Annotated in this window: 11 protein-coding genes; 6 read left to right on the forward strand and 5 right to left on the reverse strand. The window is 35.0% G+C overall.

Annotation, left to right across the window (positions count from 1 at the left end):
• The first annotated feature begins 11 nt into the window (after positions 1 to 11).
• From AVL50_RS25970 to AVL50_RS25985, 4 genes are all read left to right on the forward strand, one after another.
• A complete protein-coding gene (locus AVL50_RS25970; RefSeq protein ID WP_062619906.1) occupies positions 12 to 7,385 on the forward strand; it encodes an RHS repeat-associated core domain-containing protein in 7,374 nt (2,457 codons plus the stop codon).
• Positions 7,366 to 7,848 carry a hypothetical protein gene (locus AVL50_RS25975; RefSeq protein ID WP_062619909.1) on the forward strand — a complete coding sequence of 161 codons (483 nt, stop codon included), beginning with the start codon at positions 7,366 to 7,368 and terminating at the stop codon, positions 7,846 to 7,848. Before AVL50_RS25970 ends, AVL50_RS25975 begins: the two co-directional genes overlap by 20 nt.
• A gap of 1,042 nt (positions 7,849 to 8,890) precedes the next feature.
• Positions 8,891 to 9,526, forward strand: a complete 636-nt coding sequence (locus tag AVL50_RS25980; RefSeq protein WP_157491555.1) for a hypothetical protein — start codon at positions 8,891 to 8,893, stop codon at positions 9,524 to 9,526.
• A 362-nt stretch (positions 9,527 to 9,888) separates the two neighbouring features.
• A complete protein-coding gene (locus tag AVL50_RS25985; RefSeq protein WP_062619912.1) occupies positions 9,889 to 10,365 on the forward strand; it encodes a hypothetical protein in 477 nt (158 codons plus the stop codon).
• 725 nt (positions 10,366 to 11,090) lie between these two features.
• Here AVL50_RS25985 and AVL50_RS25990 read toward each other — a convergent pair.
• From AVL50_RS25990 to AVL50_RS26005, 4 genes are read right to left on the reverse strand one after another with little or no spacing between them, the layout of a single operon-like run.
• A complete protein-coding gene (locus AVL50_RS25990) occupies positions 11,091 to 12,158 on the reverse strand; it encodes a hypothetical protein (protein ID WP_062619914.1) in 1,068 nt (355 codons plus the stop codon).
• A gap of 2 nt (positions 12,159 to 12,160) precedes the next feature.
• Entirely contained in the window at positions 12,161 to 13,132 is a 972-nt protein-coding gene (locus AVL50_RS25995) for a hypothetical protein (RefSeq protein ID WP_062619916.1), read from the reverse strand.
• A 34-nt stretch (positions 13,133 to 13,166) separates the two neighbouring features.
• Entirely contained in the window at positions 13,167 to 14,240 is a 1,074-nt protein-coding gene (locus tag AVL50_RS26000; protein ID WP_062619918.1) for a hypothetical protein, read from the reverse strand.
• A 3-nt stretch (positions 14,241 to 14,243) separates the two neighbouring features.
• Positions 14,244 to 15,230, reverse strand: coding sequence for a hypothetical protein (locus AVL50_RS26005; RefSeq protein ID WP_062619920.1), 987 nt, complete (start codon positions 15,228 to 15,230; stop codon positions 14,244 to 14,246).
• Between the two features lie 811 nt (positions 15,231 to 16,041).
• On the opposite strand from AVL50_RS26005, the gene AVL50_RS26010 reads away from it, so the two are divergent.
• Both AVL50_RS26010 and AVL50_RS26015 read left to right on the forward strand, forming a co-directional pair.
• Positions 16,042 to 18,891 (forward strand): PKD domain-containing protein, encoded by a 2,850-nt coding sequence (locus AVL50_RS26010; RefSeq protein WP_062619922.1) that lies wholly within the window; start codon positions 16,042 to 16,044, stop codon positions 18,889 to 18,891.
• A 248-nt stretch (positions 18,892 to 19,139) separates the two neighbouring features.
• Positions 19,140 to 19,889: a hypothetical protein gene (locus tag AVL50_RS26015; RefSeq protein ID WP_157491558.1), complete on the forward strand. Its 750-nt coding sequence runs from the start codon at positions 19,140 to 19,142 to the stop codon at positions 19,887 to 19,889.
• A 392-nt stretch (positions 19,890 to 20,281) separates the two neighbouring features.
• Here AVL50_RS26015 and AVL50_RS26020 read toward each other — a convergent pair whose 3' ends face one another.
• Positions 20,282 to 20,770: a hypothetical protein gene (locus AVL50_RS26020; protein WP_062619926.1), complete on the reverse strand. Its 489-nt coding sequence runs from the start codon at positions 20,768 to 20,770 to the stop codon at positions 20,282 to 20,284.
• Positions 20,771 to 20,852: the final 82 nt, after the last annotated feature.

The raw sequence follows: 20,852 nt of genomic DNA on the forward strand, positions 1-20,852 counted from the left end.
ATTACATTTTTATGTTTAAGATATATTTTTTAATTCTCAGTTTACTAACTTTTTTAACGTTTAGTGCTTTTGGGCAAACTGATGGAGATCAAGTACCAATTTATCCTTTGGAGCTTGAACAACTGAATAGTTCACATCTTTACACCGATAATAATTTTATATTACTAGGTAATAATAATGCAACTCATTCATGGCAAGGTGTTCAAGAAGGATCAAGTTATTCTATTTGGAATGATTGCTGTTTTTCTTCGGACTCTTATTACATTTTTTCGATCGCCTTGGAATATAATGGTGATATTCTTAGTGATCAGGAATGGTTAAAGTCTTTAAGTCTGGACCTTATCAGAGAAGATGAGCAAGGTGATGAAATTGAAGTCATTGCCTCTGATATTGAGTTGTTATTAGATGGAAAGCAGAAGAAATACAGAACCTCTTGGCTTTTTGACAGTCATAAAATCAATAATACCAACCATCTTGATTATGCACTGAAAGTAAGATCTATGGTAGATACGAATGTTGAAAGTATCTTACAAGATATTAATTTAGTCGTTTTTTATCATAAGTTCATTGGGTTAGAAGAAGGGGATAGAGTAACGGAGACTTTCACACGCAAAATGATGTATGATGAATGGTTTCAAACCTCATCAGCAAATAATGAATTCAATATCAATGTAACTCCGGAAAAACTTAACATTGCATGGATTGCTAAAGAAGGGGCTACTTATTATGATTTAGAGTGGATCTTTGTAGAAAATGATAGAGGCAATAGTACAACAAGCACTAATACATTATATAATTCACTTACAAAAAATCTGAGTAAGGAAAATAAAGAATTATTTGATCTAGCACATAAAGTGAAAGATCCTGCAAGAGTTAGGATCATTGAAACATACTATAAATTAGGTCTGCAATTTCCTAATGGTATTTTTCTATTAAGAGTACGACCAATTACACAGTTTTCTTCCAATCTGTCTCAAACGCTTGAAGGAGATTGGATATATAATAAATATGTTTATAAAGGCAACTTTGAAGCAAGTTTCAACTGGCAGAGAGTTACTTCTTTTGCTGAAGAGGGAAAACATAAGACTGTAGTATCCTATATGGATGCAGTAATGAGAAGCCGCCAATCGGTTGTAAATTACCAGAATAATGACCATCAATCTACTCTAGTCAGTGAGCAGTTCTATGATTTACAGGGGCGACCGACGGTATCTACTCTTCCAGTTCCCGCAACTGATGCACTACTTACTTACAAGCAAAACTTCAATCACTTTGGAAACTTAAATAATGCTTCACTTGACCATGTTTTGCATTATGAAGGGAATCTAGATCGTGTAATTACGGATGAAACGGGTGCTAAAATCTATCCTTTATCAACTTTGGATGGTGGAACTAGCAACTATTATTCACCCAATATCGATGAATATCAAAAAGGAGGATTGGATGAAGAAGTGATCAGCAGAATTCCAGATGCCGAAGGGTATGCTTATACAACCAATGAATACAGTCAGGATCATTTTGGTAGAGTAAAGAAATCCATAGGCCTTACAAAAGAAAGAACAACTGTATCAAAATTTTATGCTAAACCAACACAAGATAAACTGAATTTATTATTTGGTCCAAATGCCGGTTATGCTTCACATTATCATAAAGAAGTAACATCTGATCCAAATGGACAGCTGTCAGTAAATTATAGGGATCAAGGAGGCAAGGTAGTTGCCACCGCTTTGGCAGGAGGATCTCCTTCATCGGTGAGTCCATTATTATTACAGCCTCATAATTCTATTGTTAATGATGCTGCACGTAAGTACTTGAATGTAGGTATTGAGTCAGGTGAGGAAATTAAAGTAGTCAATACCATATTGTTGACAGAGGGCAGTGAGTTGGAGATCGATTACTCCTTTGACGAACAAGCTTTCCAAACTCTTTTAGGAGCATGTTATGAGTGTTCATATACACTGACATTTGATTTGGTTAACCCTATTGGCAGTAAGATAGACCTTTCTCCAGAAGATTCAGAAACCTTGTCTAAGGTGATTGTGATTGATGGGCTTGGGAATGTGAGTAATTGTAATGCTGTAAACAAAAAACAAGTTGCCGTAGCAAGACTCTCAGGGTTAAAAGAGTTGGGGGATTATGTATTGACCAAAACGCTTTCACTGAATAATGAAAGAATTATTACGCAGATTTTAAGTGAAAATGTTGATGCTCGATTTGCAGAGATTACAGCAGATTTAAGAAATAACGTTTACAGTGATGAAATTGCAGAGGCTTTGGCCAATTGTGATGCTGCTTATGATCGGGAAATTATCACACCGCCATCTCCTGAGGATGAAAATGGTAACCTAAAGTCTTTGAGCTCAATATTAGTTTCTTATATGCAAGCCGATAATGAGGGGAACCCTTCAGTTGCTATGCAAGTGGCACAAATGCGTTATCCGGATTGTGATGCATTGGAAAGTAAAGAGGAATTGTCAAAGCCTGAACAAATCGAATACGATAAATGTTCTGATAAAAACGATAAATTATTCTTCCAGTGGTACTTTAATACAGACGATAATGTATATCAGAGTTTTGTTTTTGATGTAGCTGTATCCCTAATTATCGAAGGAATTTCTGATGAAAATAAAGCATCTGCTTATACATCTTATGTCGATGGTATTTTGGCCAATGACCCTTATTTCAAAGCCGGAAGTGAGGGGGCGGCTAAAAAAGGTGAATTTGAAGGAAAGCTAGAAGAGATAAAGAATGATATTGCGAATAATCTTTCGGACCCTACAGTGATGTCGCCTTCAGATAGGTTGCCTTATTTCTTTGGAATGTACATCAATGAGAAAAGAAAAATTCAATTCCTGATAAAAGCAGACGACACTTCTTTACAGAGTACTGGCTTCTTAACTTCTTTTGTTGATTTTATGGGAGATGTTATGAAAGAAAGCAACACAAAAGAAGATTGGCTCAATGAAGATACCGTAGGAGGTGATGTAGATGTAGAGGGACAGGATATTTTAGGTCCTCCTTCTTCTATCAATGATGGACGTTTTGATAGAGTGCTTCTTTTGTTAGGTAACTCTTGCCTTACTGCCGCAGAGAATTATGAATCTGCAGTTTATTTTACAGCAGCAGAAGAGAAAGCAATACGTGAGGTGTTGTTTGATTATTTTTCAGAAAACTATTCTTCAGCGGATCCTTATTTTGATCAGTTTATCGATATCGATATTCTCAAAGCCTATTTTGAGCAAAAATCAGAACTTACTTCTGTTATGGACTGCCTTTTCCCTGAACCTACAACGGATGAGGAGGGCAACCCAGTAGAGACGGAGTCGGGTTTTGAATACATTAGAAGAAACAGTTCTTTTGTTACAGCTGTTCCTGTACAAAGAGGAATCAATGTTGCTGCATTAAACTTCCAAGGGTTGACAGATGAGAATGATCAGTTGATCTCTCCTCATTATTATATTCCAGATTTACCAGGCGACAGAAGTTCTGCCAAAGATTTCTCCGTAGAATTTAGGCTTTCTGTAAGTAGTACAGATACAGAGAATAGACTATTGATGAGTAACTTGAATGTGTACCCCAATAATGGTTTTGAGGTACAAATCATCAATAGGAACAATGTGAAATACCTATTGGTAAGGTTGTCAACGTATAGAGGATATGAAATTCCATTGCAAAATTCTTCTGGCAAATGTTGGAATTATATAGGGATTTATAGGGCAGACAATAAACTGCGTGTAACTCAAAACGGTGCAAACCTATACGAATGTGATATCACTGATGGAGATATCAGCCTCAATTATTTTGACCGCTTATGGATTGGTGGCGGTCCAAGGTTAGGAAGCTTTGGTACTAAGCCTTTCAAAGGACTGCTTTCTGATTTATCTTTTTGGAATGCTTCTCAATTCTATTTAGAAGAAGGAGATCCTAATTATACGCTTATTGAAAAAGTAAAGAAAAAGAACTTCCAAAAGCGTATGAACGAGTATGATGGTATAAATCTCCGTTCCAAAGCACTTTTATGTTATTTCCCTTTCAACAATTATAGGTTTGATGATATTGCGAATACCAATACGGAAGCTACACGATTGGTGGCTTATGCCATACCTGATAATTTAGAAGGAGAGGAAGAAGATGGGGAAGTAGTAACAGATGTTTACCCTTATATAGGAGAAAAGGCATCTACTTGTAATGCTTCAATTGGACAGATAGGGATTTTTATTCCCTACAAAGATCCATTTACTTTTACAGTTTATGAGTACAAAACCACGGAAGGAAGTATTTGGGACACCTCTGAGGGTACTTTCTTAGGTGACTTGATTTTTGCAAGCTTAGATCAGAAAACATTAAGAGATAATTGTAAAAAAGAAGTAGAGGACTACTTTAACGCTTTAATTGAAGATGAGGCAAAAGTATTGCTCAATGCTGAACTTAATGCTAAAATTCGTGAGGCGAAGCAAAAATGTATCAACAATGTAGGTGAGCAACTTTATGCAACATTAGCAGAGAAAGAATATCACTACACGCTTTACTATTATGATCAGTCTGGTAACTTAATACAGACAGTACCGCCTGAAGGGGTACACTTCTATACACTGAATACTTCTGGAAGTCCTGTAAATGCTTCTGAACCTCATACTCTTAGAACAAAATATGGATATAACTCACTCAATCAGTTGGTATGGCAATACACGCCTGATGCCGGACTGACACGGTTTGTCTATGATCAATTAGGGAGACTGAGGTTCAGTCAGAACGCACTGCAATTGGAGGAAGGAACTTTAGCGTACAGCAAGTTTGATGAACACGGACGTGTAGTGGAAGCTGGAAAGTGGTTTACGGGTGCTCCTGCTATTGATGCACTGACCTTGGAACAAGTACAAGACAATACAGTGCCTTCAGTGGATCTCACATCAGAGAAAATCAACACCTACTACGGAAACATAGAGGCACTGATGACACTCCCACATGTGAACATTCCGGAAAGCTACAAAGGACAGTACCTCAAAAACAGAGTGGCTTGGGTGAAAGCAGAAGGTACTGTGGAAAACAATGAAGGAGTAAGTATTACGCTTTACGACTATGATCCGCATGGAAATGTAACCGGAATCTACCAATCCATTCCAGCTCCAGTCACTAATGGAATTACATTTAAAAGCATAGAATACCGCTATGATCTGATCAGTGGAAATGTCAATAAAGTCTATTACGAAAAAGGGACTGCAGATCAGTTTGTGCACCTCTATGAGTATGATGCAGACAACCGCTTGAAAGAGGTGAAAACTTCTACCAACGACCTGGATTGGGTGGAAGAAGCCACTTATGTGTATTTTCCTCACGGTCCTTTGGCAGAGGTGATTTTAGGGCAGTATAATGTGCAGTCCATTGATTATTACTACACCTTGCACGGGTGGATCAAAGGGGTCAATTTAGCAGAAAAAGAGCATGATAACACCGCTTTGGCAGATGCCTTCAGTTATGGTTTGGATTATCATAATGGAGATTATAAATCCATTCAGGCATTAACGTATAAAGCGGGTTTTGAACCGACCAAGGCTTTGGCAGAGAATCAGTCTCTATACAATGGAAACATTGCTAGAATGAGAACCAATCTAGCACATATAGAAGAGGTAAACAGTGGTACACCGACGTTGTCAACGATGAATTATCACTATGACCAACTTCATAGAATCATTAGTGCCAAGCAGGAGGGAGGGCTTCTCGCTTCAGCATATAGTTATGATGCAGTAGGAAACTTACAGACACTTTCCCGTACGAATGGGGCAGGGGAAAAGGTACACGAACTGTCTTATTCTTATAACAAGCAAAACGGTGAATTGCAGAACAACAAGCTAAGAAAAGTAGCCAATGCAAGCACTGTTACTTCTGAGGAGTATGTATTTAAAGACCAAACCGCAGATGACAATTATATCTATGATGCCATTGGTAACTTGGTCATGGATAAGTCGGAAAAGGTAAGAATCCATTGGAACATACAAGGAAAGGTAGATTATGTTGATCACTTTGAAAATGATATTAACCTGATCAACAATACCCACCGTACCCAACGCGTCCGTTACCGCTATGACGCTAGTGGGAACAGAATTTCCAAGATAATCGAGAAAACAGGTGCATCTCCTCAAGAAACGCAGTATATTCGTGATGCCAGTGGCAATACGATGGCGGTGATTGTGGATGCGTCGGTTCATGAAATCCCAATCTATGGTAGTCAGCGCCTAGGAGAATATGCCCCTATCAGTGGTGTAAATCCATGGTCATTAAGTTTGACGTATAAAAGGTATGAGTTAAGTAACCACCTTGGCAATGTATTGACGACTATTTCAGATGCTGGCAATGTTCTTTCTTATAGTGATTACTATCCTTTTGGTGCAAGTATAGCGGGTAGGTCTTGGAGCTTAGAGAATGGGAAGGGGTACCGTTATGGGTTCAATGGTAAGGAAAACGATACGGATTTGAGCAGTTCTCAGCTGATTCAGGATTATGGCTTTAGGGTGTATAATCCGACGATTGGGAAGTTCTTGAGTGTGGATCCGTTGACGAAATCCTACCCTGAGCTTACTCCTTATCAATTTGCAAGTAATAGCCCAATAGCAGGAGTTGATCTAGATGGACTCGAATTTTATTTTGCTGCTGATGGTAGCTTTATTAAAGTGGTTGGTAATAATCCATTAATTAGGGTAGTTCCTAAAGAAGATGTGAAGTTTGTTAAGCAATTGCAATCAGAAGTACTACAATTAGAGCCTATGGGTAGTAGCTTTTTGAGTCATACAAATTCTGTAAAATCAGATATTTCTAAAACTATATACACACAATTTTTAAAATTAGACTTGACTCATTTAAAAGGTAGCCAAATTGTATATGGAGAAGAAAGTGATGATGCATTAGCTTCTTATAGAGATAAAACACAAACAATACAAATATATTATGATGAACAGGATAACATTTATAATCTAATGGCACTTTTGTTGAAAGAAGAGACTCATACCAGAGATAGAATACTTGAAGAAACATATAATTATGTGGTTCGAGAATTAAATGGTTATGAAAGAGTGCTAAAAAATAAAAAATTATTTTCAAAAACATCTGATGACTTTAAAAAGAAATTTCTAAGTGGTATTGGTCTTTTCATTTGGGAGGGTTGGCGAAATACCTATCTAACATATGGAGATCATCCTGGAGGAAAAATAGCTGAAGAAGGTATGTATCAACAGATCAATAAATTTAAGAATTTAGGTGTAGAGTTTGATTTTAGTACTGCAGACCGGAAATATAAAAAATGGACTGAGCATGATAAAAAAGATAATATTTCAGTTCAATTAAATAATCACGAAATAGGAATAAAATATAATGGAAAGGTTATTCAATAGTCTACTTTTAGTTATTTTTATATTATCAGGATGTAATGAATGTCTTGATAGAGAAGATTTGAAAACTAAGTTTGAAAAAGCTAATGACCAAGGTAAAGATCAACTAGATACAGTCTATATAAATTTTAATGACGGTAGATTTAAAATAATACCTTACAAAAAAAGTAATGACGTTGTTGGACGTATATATCAAAGAAAAGATTTCTGGTTTATTTTGGTTAATGACTCAGGAGAGGTCTTAATTAATGATCAAACATATAATAGCTTAAATGATGTTAAAATTTGGAAAGATTATTATGACACAAAATCAAAGTATTATTACGAAGGGAAACGACGCTTTCATTTATTCTATGATAATAAAACATGTAATTACTTAGAATTATTAGAGGAAGGCTTTCATAAATTGGACAAAGATAGTGTTTTAGAAGATCCACAGTTTTTTATTGACTTCCGAGATATTTAAAATAAATTCCCCCCACTGTTCGTAGTGTTCAACGATAGTATCACTACGAAATCTCCCCCCCTCACTGTTCGTAATGTTAAGCGCTAGCGTCATTACGAACTATATAATTGATTAAGTTTCCGAACTTAAAACAAAAAAACACAAGCCAATCTACCCTCACGTAGATTGGCTTGTTTGTATATTACAATCACTATTAATAAGCTAGTATTCCGAATAAAATCAGATCATTTTGCCGTTATTATGCATTGAAGCAATGCAAGTGCTAGGACTTGCATAGTGTACGTAGTAGCATGTACAGAGTGTAAGTCTTAGCACTCGCAAACCGTACTTCTCGTTATGTACGGTGTGTAAGTGCCGGGACGTACAGTGTTGCATCTAATTGTCCCATGTCCATGGGAAAGAGGGGCACCCCCCACTGTTCGTAGTGTTCAACGATAGTATCACTACGAAATTTCCCCCCTCACTGCTCGTAATGTTAAGCCTTCAGGCGTCATTACGAACTATATCATTGTTTAAGTTTCCGAACTTAAAACAAAAAAACACAAGCCAATCTACCCTCACGTAGATTGGCTTGTTTGTATATTACAATCACCATTAAAATGTGATTTGAAATAAGCCAGTATTCCGAATAAAATCAGATCATTTTGCCGTTATTATGCATTGAAAGCAATGCAAGTGCTAGGACTTACATCGTGTACATAGTAGGATGTACTGTGGTGCATCTACAAGAAGAAGTTGTCCCATACTCATGGGAAAGACTGTCTCATAGTAATGGGAAAAGGTGTCCCCTATACATGGGAAACCCTTTCCCATGTATAGGGGAAAGGGTTTCTACTTAATGGCGCAAGTGTTAGGCTTATACTTGTATCTAACAGTCGGAAAAGTCTCCAGACTTCCGAGTCAACAGAGCCAAAAACATTCACAATGGAATTACAAAATCCATAAATCCTTTTATCAATAACTATTGACCGTTAATTTGTGGATTGGGGAGTCAACAGACTCCTTCCAAATATAGATAATCATTCTACGACTATTAGATAATATGGCAATTATAGTGTTAACTTTTTTATGGATATCTCACCTGGCGATTTTCTTTATAAAGAAAAATGTTTTGCAACAATTTTATTATAGAATCGCTTTGTTTTGCATTTTTATTTTTTGTTTAATTTCTGTGACTTTATTCTTCTATTCTTTTTCATGGAAAAGTGATTTTCTTAATATTATCAGTGTTCTTTTATGTTTTTTTATAGCTTCCCATTTACCTTTTATTTTTACAAATAAGGTCTTAATTTTTTTAGCAAAATTTATTTTAGGTATTAATATTTGCATTCTTCTTTTCCTGTCAACATTTGGGATTTTAGGTTTTAATTTAATTATATCTGAGCTAATTAGAACTAATCAAATATATACCAACCTAAATGGTATTTATATTAAAGAATATTATAGAGGTGATGCCTCAACAACAGGTACTGGTAAGATGGTATTTTACAAAGAATATTTTCTTTTAGAAAAGAAGTTATTTGAAATCGAAATTTTAAATCAAGAATGTGAAGAGTTAAAACCTTCGAATATTTATATTTCAAAGGAATCTTATATTGATCTACCTTTAGATCGATATAAAAACTTATTTTCAATTGATAGTAATTGCGATACATACTATTTAAATACACCATTTTGAGTTTAATTTCCCCACAGTTCGTAGGTAAAGATGGAAAAGTGGCAATATCTCATGGTTCAACAACAGTAATTTCCCCCCTGGCGCAAGTGTTAAGCCGACAGGCGTCACTTGTGTCTAATAATCGGATAAGTCTCCAGACTTCCGAGTCAACAGAACCAAAAAATATTCATGATGTAACTACCTATTCCATAAACCCTTTCATCCATAAATATTGACTATTAATTTGTGGAGTAGGGAGTCAACAGACTCCTTCCAAATATAGACACAAGTGACGCCTCCGGCTTAACACTTGCGCCAGTGATAGTAAATTTACAGGTGATGAAGAACAAATAACTAATTCAGAAAAAACAGGTTTTAGCAAAATGAGACTAGAAAGGTTTGATGATTATAGTTTATCATCAGTAGATAAAGTGTTAATTCCTTGGTTGGGAGAAAAAATGAATTTTTGGTATGAGCTAGAGTCTGGTAGACAAGACTTTACAAAAAATCAAAAGAAATCATTAAATCATTTTTTATCAATAGCTTCGTCAAGCTATAAAAAAAAGTTCAATAATAAACTTTTATCATTCATAGAAATGAATATTTCAAATGGTAATTTGAATAATAAATTTGATTCCCAAAATCTGGTAAATTGGAAAGAGAGTGAATTTTTTGTTCCAATTCTTAATAGATCTAGTAATAGATTTGTTTTTCTATTATTAGAATTGAATGTGATGAAAAAGGAATCAAATTTCAATTTAGAAATTGAAGTAATTTTTAAAAATGAAAATATTCTATTAATTGAAGAAATGAAAGGGCTTTGGATGTTAGATGAATGGACTGATTTTTATCTAAAATAGGGATTTTATACTTGTATTTACGTATTATGGTGTAAGGAGTTAACTTAAGTCTACTCTCCACAGTTCGTAGGTAAAGATGGAAAAGTGGTAATATCTCATGTTTCAACCCTTCACTGTTCGTAATGTTAAGCGATAGCGTCATTACGAACTATATTATTGTTTAAGTTTCCGAACTTAAAACAAAAAAAACAATCCAATCTATCCCATTTGGATTGGGTTATTTTTTCCCGCAGTTTGAGTTTGTAACTTAAAACACAATCAAATTATTCACCCCAAAATATCGACTTCCAAAAGATTAAATTTCATTCCATGATAGTTAGAAGCACTAGAGTAGAAGTAATCCACGGCATCTTTTACTATACCAGCTTTGATAGGATTATCATGTGTATATTCTAACCTTTGTTGTCATTGTTCAGGAGTATCTAAAAGAACAATGAGAAACTTGTATTGTATGTACACTATTCACCGTACACACCGTACGCTGTATAGTGTACATACAGTACGGTGAATAGCGTACGGTGTGTACGGTGGATAGTGTACGGATAGTTCAAGCTGAACAATTACTTATTCAGTTACACTATTTCTTTTATCCAAATTCTTGATGATTAACTCTTTCAGTTTCGACAACAAAATCTAGAACACCTACCCATAAACCTATGACTTCAATCATGGTAATAATCCGGTAAATTCTAGCTCAAAACTTGCACCAATAGATTCTTATTTTATTATTCAATCTCCGGTAGAAATTCCTGCAATTGATGTTCTTGTACTGTGCTTCCCATAGCGGTTTGAAGTCTGCGATTGACAGTATAAAACCTTAAAAAGTTTTCCCTTGATTCATCTTCATACATCACTTGATGTAGCACTTCATCGGTCAGTTGGTTATTCACAAAATATTCTCCTTCATTACTATCTCTATGGTAATAGGTTATTCCATTGATCGTTAAGCTAGGTTGAATGTCTACAAGCTCATCATCAAAAGAATATAATTCAAGATCATAGATATAAGAGACATTTTTTTCTTTGATGAATAATTGATCTGTCAGAGAAGGTTGGTAGTACAAAAAGAGGTTGTCGTCCATTTTGAAGCGGTAAGAAGAAAGACCGTTGATCCAATCTATTTGTTCATCGTCACTGATATAGTAATCGTTGCCAAGGACTGTAATTACCCCGTTTCTGCGGATATCCTCCACCTCTTGATCAAAAATCTTGAAGTACTCTCTTTTTCTTTTGGGTTGCACCTTTTCTTCTAGCTCAACAGCTCCAATAAGCCCTGCTGTATGAATATTATAATAGTCATGAATTGCTTTAATGACGTCGTGATATTCTGGAAGTTTCTCCTTATCTCCTAACATAATGGGATACTTGAACCTTTCCCTATTGCTTTCAATGATAAAGTAAAGGCAAAATGAATTTCCTTCCTCTTCAAGTACAAACAGCTGTTCTAGTTCATTTGGATAAAAGACCACTTTAAAGTCGTAATTGAACAGTTTGCTTTTGACAATGATGTTCTGACTCGAAATAGCAATTGTAACCAATGCTGTCTTTCGTGAAAGTGAGGTGTACTTATAAATGGGATAAGCGATGATGGCAACAACGCCTAATATAAAAGCGGGCAGTCCGATGAGAAGTGTGAAAGGAAGAAAAATCACTGCACCAAAAAGAATACTCAAATCATTTTCGAGGTAAAGAGATATGTTTTGCTTCAGTCCTTCTAATATAAGTTTCTTGGAAAGAAAACTTTTGAGTGATATGATAAATCCATCACTTCTTCGTGTTTCAAAAATATTCATATTTAATAACTTATACCTTTAGAAATTTCAAGATTGATCTTAGAAAAAAGACAGATTCTAATCGTTTTGGAATGATGCTCACTAGGGGAAAGGTACATCTTTTGATCTGCATGGACTTTATTTTTCTCGGCATGTTTATTAAAGAAAAGCCCACTCTTATCTTGCTCTAATCGATAATGATCTCCCTCTAGCGTAAAGCTGTATGGCAATTGGTCAAAACGAGTATTGTGGTCCATGTCAATTTTATTGAAAAACAATACCTTATTTAATTTTTCTTCGATGTGAGTATCCAAATTACTTTGGTAAACGGTATTCAATTGCTTACCATCATGAACCCAGTAGACATGATCAATTTCACCATCATTCCATTCAAACTGAAATTCATTTTCTATCAATCCTTCTATCAAAGGAGTAGAAAAAATGTCCCCTTTCGGTTGAATATCCGCTAGTTGCCTTTCCTGAAGTTCTTTCTTTTGGTGTCCTGCAACTTGGTATTCACCTTCCACATAATAGTCTTCAATTCCTAAAAACTTTTCTAATGTGTTCTCAATTTCTAAAGCTTTTTTAGGGTGAAGGTGGTTCCCTCGAAAACAATCTATTTCAGAATCCTCAATGGTTTTCAAAAAGACATTAATACCCGAAGAACTAGAAGTATGTTTTAAATAAAATTGAGCGATTCTAGAAGTAGGAATTGAATACCTTGACTCTTCATTATAAATCCATAATTCTTCTCCCGTACATATTAAATTTGATGAACCATAATTCAGATATTGAATATATAGAGCAATTGCAAATAAAATTGATGAAATAATTATCCATGCAGAAAACGTAAAAGGGAAAATTCCTGAGAAAAAAAGCTGAATAATAAAAACACTTGGGAAGACCAATAATGTTTGAAGTGCAATTTTCTTTAAGTATTCCTGCCCCCAATTTATTTTGATAATTACTTGTTGGTTGTCTTTAATAATTTTCATCTATTGGTTTAATTATTTAATCAAAATAATAATTCTAATTCCATTCTTCTGTTTCAGGCAAAATCTCCTGCAATTGATGCTCTTCAACAATTTCCCCTAGCATTGCTTTGGTATCACCGTCCAATACAAAGATTCTTAAGAATCGTTGCTTTTCTTTATTTTCATAAAGGAGTTGAAGAACATGGTCATGAAGGAGTGTTTTACCCTCAAAAAGTTTTCCTTTGTTTTGTTCTGTTTGGTAGAAATTGGTTCCCTTATGATAGAGTATTTTATCCAATCCCTCAAGCTCTGTCTGACAGGGGTTCAATCCAATAGCATTTATGTCAGTCATTTCTTTTTCTAGAAATAAAAGTCGCTCTGCAGGAGAAGAATGATAAAATAGTGCCTCTTCAGTTTCAAGCGTAAATTGATAAGAGACCATGCCATTTTTCCAATCCAGTTGATTTATTTTAGTGATATGATGATCATTTCCTTTCAAATGAATGACACTGTTTAATCGAATATCATTGATATCTTGATGGAAAAGATTAAAGTACTGCCTTTTCCTTTTAGGTAATTCAAGTTTCTCATAATTGAATTCACCTTCTAGCTCATCTTCTTGGATATCAAAGTAGTTATGGATTTTATTTTTCAAATCGACTAGTTCTGCAAGTTTATCTTCATTTCCAGTGATTAAAGCAATTTGCTGTCTAATCGGGTGTTTTATTATCAGACATAGACAATACTTGTTCTGTTCTATTTTTCTGATGTAAAGTTGTTCTATATTATTGGAGTCAAAATGTTTAAAGAAGTGAGACTTGTTAATATGGACATTTATAGCAAAACTACCCTCAAAGATATTTACTTTAATAGTTTCTTCTTTCTTTTTAATGTAAAGACGATTTCCAAAATAATAAGAAATTAAAGAGATTGGAATAAAGGAAAATAATATAGGGTGTATTAGTACTACCGGAAAGATCATTAAAAGCATAAGTATTAAAAAAGAAGAGTTTTCATCTCTATTTTCCTCTTCCTTCAATCTCTTTTTATATTCATCTTGTAATGTTTTAGAAAGTTTACCTTTTAAAGTAAAAAGATACCCACCATTTCTAGTTTCAATAATATTCATTGCTTAGCTTTTAGAAATTTCAATAGTAAGATCAGCATAAAGTACAATCCTGAAGAGCTGTTTATTCTGAAGGTTTTGATACAGTTTTTGTTGCACAGGAATCTCTTTCTTTTCAGCGTAACTACTTAAGAAACGCCCAGAATTTTCTTCAATCAGCTCAAACAGCTCGTCTTTATAATGAAAAATGTGAGGCAGTTCTTCCCACGAAATAGTGTTTGCCAGGCCAATCTCTCTAAAAAATAAAGTGGTATTGACCTTAAATTCTTTATGGTACAATTCTTCCTTTTTATAAAGAATAGAAAGTGTTTCTCCTGTTTCTACCCAAAACATTTGATCAGGTGAACTATGGTCCCAGTTATATTGAAACTTTTTGAGAATAATCCCTTCTTCTGTACCAAAGGAAAGTATTTGACCAACACTTTCACCTTTAGGAAGATCGCTTTCAATTAAACTTTCTTTTTGATGTCCCTTCACTTGGTATTCCCCTTCCACATAATAATCTTCTATTCCCAAAAATTGCTGAAGGCTATCTTCTAGTTCCCTTCCGTCCATTGCGGGAAGCCCTTTTCCATTGAAACAATCATATTCTTGACTGTCTTTAGTGAGCAACATCAAATCTACTTTTGCCTGATCTGAATTTCTCGTTTTAGCGGAATTATACTTTAAATAAAACTGAGCAATTTGTTGAGTGGGTATTCTAAATTCCTCTTTGCCATTTTGAATATACAATTCCTCATTGGTGCATCGTATTTTTGATTTACTTTTTGATAAATAAAGAATGGCTGAGGAGCCAAAATACAATAGTGACGGAATACCAAAAAAAGTAAAACCCTTGATCCAGGTTTCAAAAATGGGGTAAGGAATAGCCGTCAAACTGATGATGGTTCCAATCCCCAAAAGAGGTAAAGTCTTTTTGAGAATAGAAGTAAGATGTTTTCTACCCCAATTGATGGTTGCGGATAACTCTAGTCTGCTTAAGCTTAGTTTCATTGAAATCGTTTATTTTATATACACCATTTGCTCTTTTTAAAGATACAATTTTTTAATTACAGCTAGCAAGAATGTAAACTAAGTTTATGAATATTTAAAGTGCATATAAATCAGGTGTTTTCTGCCATTTATAAGGCATGAATATTACTATCGCTGATGAGCTTTTTACTTGTTTCGTTTTGATGTAAAGACAAAGTTGAAGAAGAAGGAATCTTGGAAGTAGACCCAAAAAAGTCTTATGGAAAGATTGATTAAAAGTTGACAATAGTTTAGCTAACAATGTATTCTAAACTAACCATTATTATCTTGAATAGAATCTATTTTACTTTTTCAATACGAGTCACTATAACATTATGCAGAATAAAACAGATAAATGTACAATGGACAAAGTATGGAAATGCTGTAAAACTAATGGTGGAAATTTTTAAATAGGTGGAAAAATTTAAAATCACCCTCAGATATGGCGTTTCTAATACTGCACTATTATGACATTGATTGATTTTACTTTTAAATCGATATACCTTCATTCCAATAATTTAGTGCACTGTAAACTAGGTTTTCGAATATTTTCGAGACTTCTAAGCCTTGATTTTTTTGCTTCAAGACAAGAAAGAAGCTTGAAAGTAGATCATAGAAAGCTTGTAGAAATGTCGATTGAAAGTGGACGATAATTTAGTTTACAATGTATTTAGCATGCTAAAAATTATCTTTTTAAAACCTTAGGTACTTACCAATTAAATAAATGAGCTCTATTCCGGTCATGTACTTAATTAAATAATGAACACTAACTAAATAGTAAATCTATCTAACTATGAAAAGAATTATAACGCTTAGCTTATTGTGCATTGCTTTTTTTGCGAATGCTCAAGAGAACCGCTTAATTGTAGAAAAATCTGACGGAACAAAAACAAAAATCTTTATGAATGGGGGCAACCTCGCTTGGGATCAATTTGCCAATGATTTCGGGCCGGGTGCAACAAACTTCGATTACTTCGATGAGGTATTTACAGACTTCGAAAATGCAGGAGGTAACTCTATGCGTCTCTGGATTCATATTAATGGTGCCAACAATCCCAACCTAGACGGAAATGGTAAATGTACAGGACTGGAAGAAAGTCATATTGATGATATGCGTGCTGTGCTGAACCTAGCCTATAACCATAACATTGTTTTGGTGATGAGCTTGTGGTCGTTTGATATGTTGAATAATAGAGATTATCCGCTTGAAGTTTCTGAACAAGGCCATAAAATTCTGACGGAAGAGGCCAATGTACAGGCGTATATTGATAATGCTTTGATCCCTATGGTAGAAGCTTTCAAAGATCATCCAGCTGTAGGTGCTTGGGAGATTTTCAACGAGCCAGAGGGAATGAGTGATGAGTTTGGCTGGTCACATACTCGACATGTACCTATGAGCGTTATCCAAAGGTTTGTAAACCGTTGTACGGGGGCAATTCACAGAGTTGATCCAGAGGCACAAGTGACCAATGGTACTTGGTCTATGTATGCAGGAACTGACATTTACAACAGCCAAAATCCTATTTACAAAAACTACTACAGTGATGAGGAATTAATCGCTGCAGGCGGAGATAGTTTAGGAACATTGGATTTCTATCAAATGCATTATTATGACTGGATGAACAATGAAATTTCTGTGATGCATCATCCTGCTTCTTATTGGGAACTAGACAAACCTATTTTAGTAGGGGAATTCTACCCTCTTGATGCAAAAGGAATTGCTTGGCAAACCTATCATGATTTGTTGTACAATTCGGGTTATGCAGGAGCTATGTCTTGGCAATGGTATGGTGAAAAAGGGCAAATTGAACCTTACAGAACGAACATGGTAGCCTTGATGGAAAGCATTAAAGATTACCCTGATATACAGATTGAAGCAGGAAGGAATCGTTTTCCAACCATTAATAAAATCGATAACGGTTTGTTTTATAAAAATGCAGATCCTGTGGGCAATTATGTGGATCTAGATTCAATCGCCAATGATCCTGATAATGGAGCTTTGACTTTTAGTGTAAAAAGCAATTCAAACCCTGATTTAGTCACTGTGAGTATTAATAGTGAAAACCAAGTAGGGTTAAGTTTTACACCAGAAATGATTGGTGAAGCAACGGTGGTCATTGAAGTGGCAGACGAAGGTGGTTTGACGGCTATTTCTGAATTCAACATTGCAGTAAGAGAACCAGGAACGGGAAACTTAGCACTTTTCCGAACAACCGTTTATAGTTCTTCCAACGAACCTGGAACCTCAACAGCAGATCCTATTTTTGCAACTGATGGAGATTATAATACACGTTGGTCAAGTGCTTATGAAGACCCAACATGGTATTATGTAGATCTTGGAGCTACTTACCAAGTAAGCCAAGTGAAACTTTTCTGGGAAACCGCTTTTGGTCAGCGTTATGAAATTCAGTTGAGTGATGACGCAACGACTTGGACTACTGTTTATACAGAAAATAGTGGAGATGGTGGAGAAGATGATATTATTTTTCCAGCGGAACCTGCACGTTATGTTCGTATGTATGGAGTGCAGAGAGGAACGCGTTGGGGATACTCATTGTTTGAGTTTGAAGTGTACGGAGAAGGCAGTGTAAACCAATCACCAACAGCTTCTATCACTGCTACACCAACTTCAGGTGATGTTCCTTTACTCGTTACTTTTGATGGAAGCACTTCTTCAGATCCTGATGGTACTATAGCGAGTTATGAATGGAATTTCGGAGACAGCATTGCCACAGGTGTGAACGTTACAAAGGTTTTTACAGAAAAAGGAACTTACGCAGTACAGCTTAAAGTAACAGATGAGAATGGAGCATCAGACATGACTTCAGTAAATATTGTTGTCAACGACCCTAATAATCCAAACCTTCCTCCAGTTGCCATGATTTCGGCAGATCCCGTTTCAGGAACAGAACCTCTAACAGTTAACTTCAATGCATCGGCTTCTTCAGATGCAGACGGAAGTATTGCAAGTTACGCTTGGGATTTTGGCAACGGTACAACAGAAACAGGAGTAGAAGTGAGTCATACCTTCACAACAGCAGGTTCGTATAATGTAGTTTTATTGGTCACAGACAATGAAGGAGCATCTTCTCAAGACACTGTCACGATTACTGTAGATCCGTGGGAAGCATGTGCCAATCCAACACCAATTTCAGTTCCTTTTGTTCAAAACGGAGCCGGAGACTTCTGCTGGGTCGCTACAGAATCTTTCCCAATTATTAATTCATGGAATGTTGAATTATTAGAAATCAATGGCGTTGACTTTACAAACAAATACAGCCAAGACATTCCTCCCGCCATCAATGGAGAGTGGGTAATCCGTTACGTTGGGTTATTTGGATGGTCACATTTCCATATTGAAGCACCTGCTAATGCTGTAGCAACACAAGCTCAAGTTCAAACACAGCAAGCACAAACAGTCTACCCAAATCCATTTACCACGTCAGTGACTGTAGATTTAAAAGGCACAAATGCTTCTAAAGTGGAACTAATTGATGAATCAGGGCAATTACTTTCTACTTACAGCGGAGAAGCTTTGAATTCAGATGAATTAAAAATCAATGTAGACGCACCAGGAACTCAGTTTTTTGTTCGAATCTACAGTGGCAATGAGATCACAGTGAAAAAGATTTTTAGACAATAAAAACTTAATCTTAGATTCTAAGTTAAAAAAGCAACATATAAAATCAGCACAAAACACCTAGCCTCGAATGCAAATTCGGGGCTTTTTCTGTTACAATCCCCCTGGCGCAAGTGTTAAGCCGATAGGCGTCACTTGTGCCTAACAATCGGAAAAGTCTCCAGACTTCCGAGTCAACAGATCAAAAAATATTCATGATAGAATTACAAATTATATAAATCCTTTTATCAAAGAATATTGACCATTAATTTGTGGAGAGGAGAGTCAATATACTCTTTAAAGATATAGGCATAAGTAATATCTCCGGCTTAACACTTATGCTAGCTGGGGGGATAAAAAATAAAATAATGAAGTATTATAAAGGTATTAATGATGCTGAATATGGGTTTCAGGCACAAGTAGACTTTGGTGATGAAAAACTACTAAAAAAAGATATATATAAGGAAGTAGAATTTAGTTTCATAGATAGTATTAACTATGTAAAAACAAAAGTCAAAACAGATGTTTTAGATATTGGTAGCTTGAGTTTTCATGGTTTACTGGTTAGTGAAAAATTCTATTCTATTTGTGAAAGGTTTGATTCTCATCAGGTTCAATTTGTAGACATCATTGGAGATGAAAATTTAAAAGGATATAAATTTATGTTCTTCAATGGGGATTTGACCACAAAAATCGATTATAGAAAAACAAATTTCATTTTATGCGAAAACATGTTAGATGAGTTTGAAGTGTTAAATGAAAATTTAGAACCAAGTAGAAAAAACATGATAAATATTGACAAAGAAATATGTAGTGTAGATATATTCAAACAGTTAATACCTAAAAATGGCTTTTCCTTTATTGAAGGTTTTGATATCAATAAGTATAATATTTTTAGGATAGGACATTTTGATGAACATTTTTATTTTTCTGAAAAAGTAGTTAAAGCTCTAAAAGCTGAAAATATAACAGGTATTACATTTGTAGAATCAGTTAATTTTTCTCCTTTCACTCACTGTTAAAGGTTAAAGTATTTTTGTTTCCTAGTGGAAGGAGTTGTCCCATTCTCATGGGAAAGATGGTCTCATAGTAATGGGAAAAGGTGTCCCTTCTATATGGGAAATCCTTTCCCATGTATAGGGGAAAGAGCCTCTCTCTTCCTTCTTTGGCGCAAGTGTTAAGCCGATAGGCGTCACTTGTGTCTAACAATCGGAAAAGTCTCCCGACTTCCGAATCAACATAACGCAGGAACAGATAATTTAGAATAATCAAATTTTACAAATCTTTTCCCTTGTAAACCTAATGTTTTGTGGGGTAGGGAGTCTACAGACTCCTTCAAAATATAGACACAAGTGACGCCTCTGGCTTAACACTTGCGCCAGGGGGCGGTACTTGTAGTTCGCACTCCAAATTACTACTTATAATCTTTTGGAAGTCGTTTTAGAAGTTCCTGACGTGATAGATTAATACAATAAGATAGAAAGATATTACGGATCAATATCAGATCATTGTCGATGTTTGGTTTTTCACTTTTCTCAGAATCAAAAACTAAAATCTTTGTAATTTGTCGAATTCTATGACCTTTCTCATATAAGGAAATGATAAAGGTGTCATTATCATAACCTGGGTCTCTAAAATAATATTGAATTATAGTATCTTTTTCTATTAACATTGCCATTCGGACTATTTCGTCAAAGTTGGGTTTGCAAGTATCTGTAATATTTTGTTCTGTAATCAATGAATCTAAAATATAACTTCTTGTTTGAACAGAGTCTTTATTGATTCTTATAATTTTTTTTACAGCTCCGTTCATTTCAGGTCTCTGTAATATGATTTCATCAACCTGACTGAATAAAGACAGTGGAAATAGCGTAAACAAAAATATATAAATAAAGTTTTTCATATCATTGTAATCTACAAGTTATTGGTATTGCTTCTTTAATCGTTTGTTTATTGTGGCTTTATTTTTCCGTCTTTAACTTCAT

This window comes from Flammeovirga sp. SJP92 (assembly GCF_001583495.1).
Taxonomy (GTDB): domain Bacteria; phylum Bacteroidota; class Bacteroidia; order Cytophagales; family Flammeovirgaceae; genus Flammeovirga.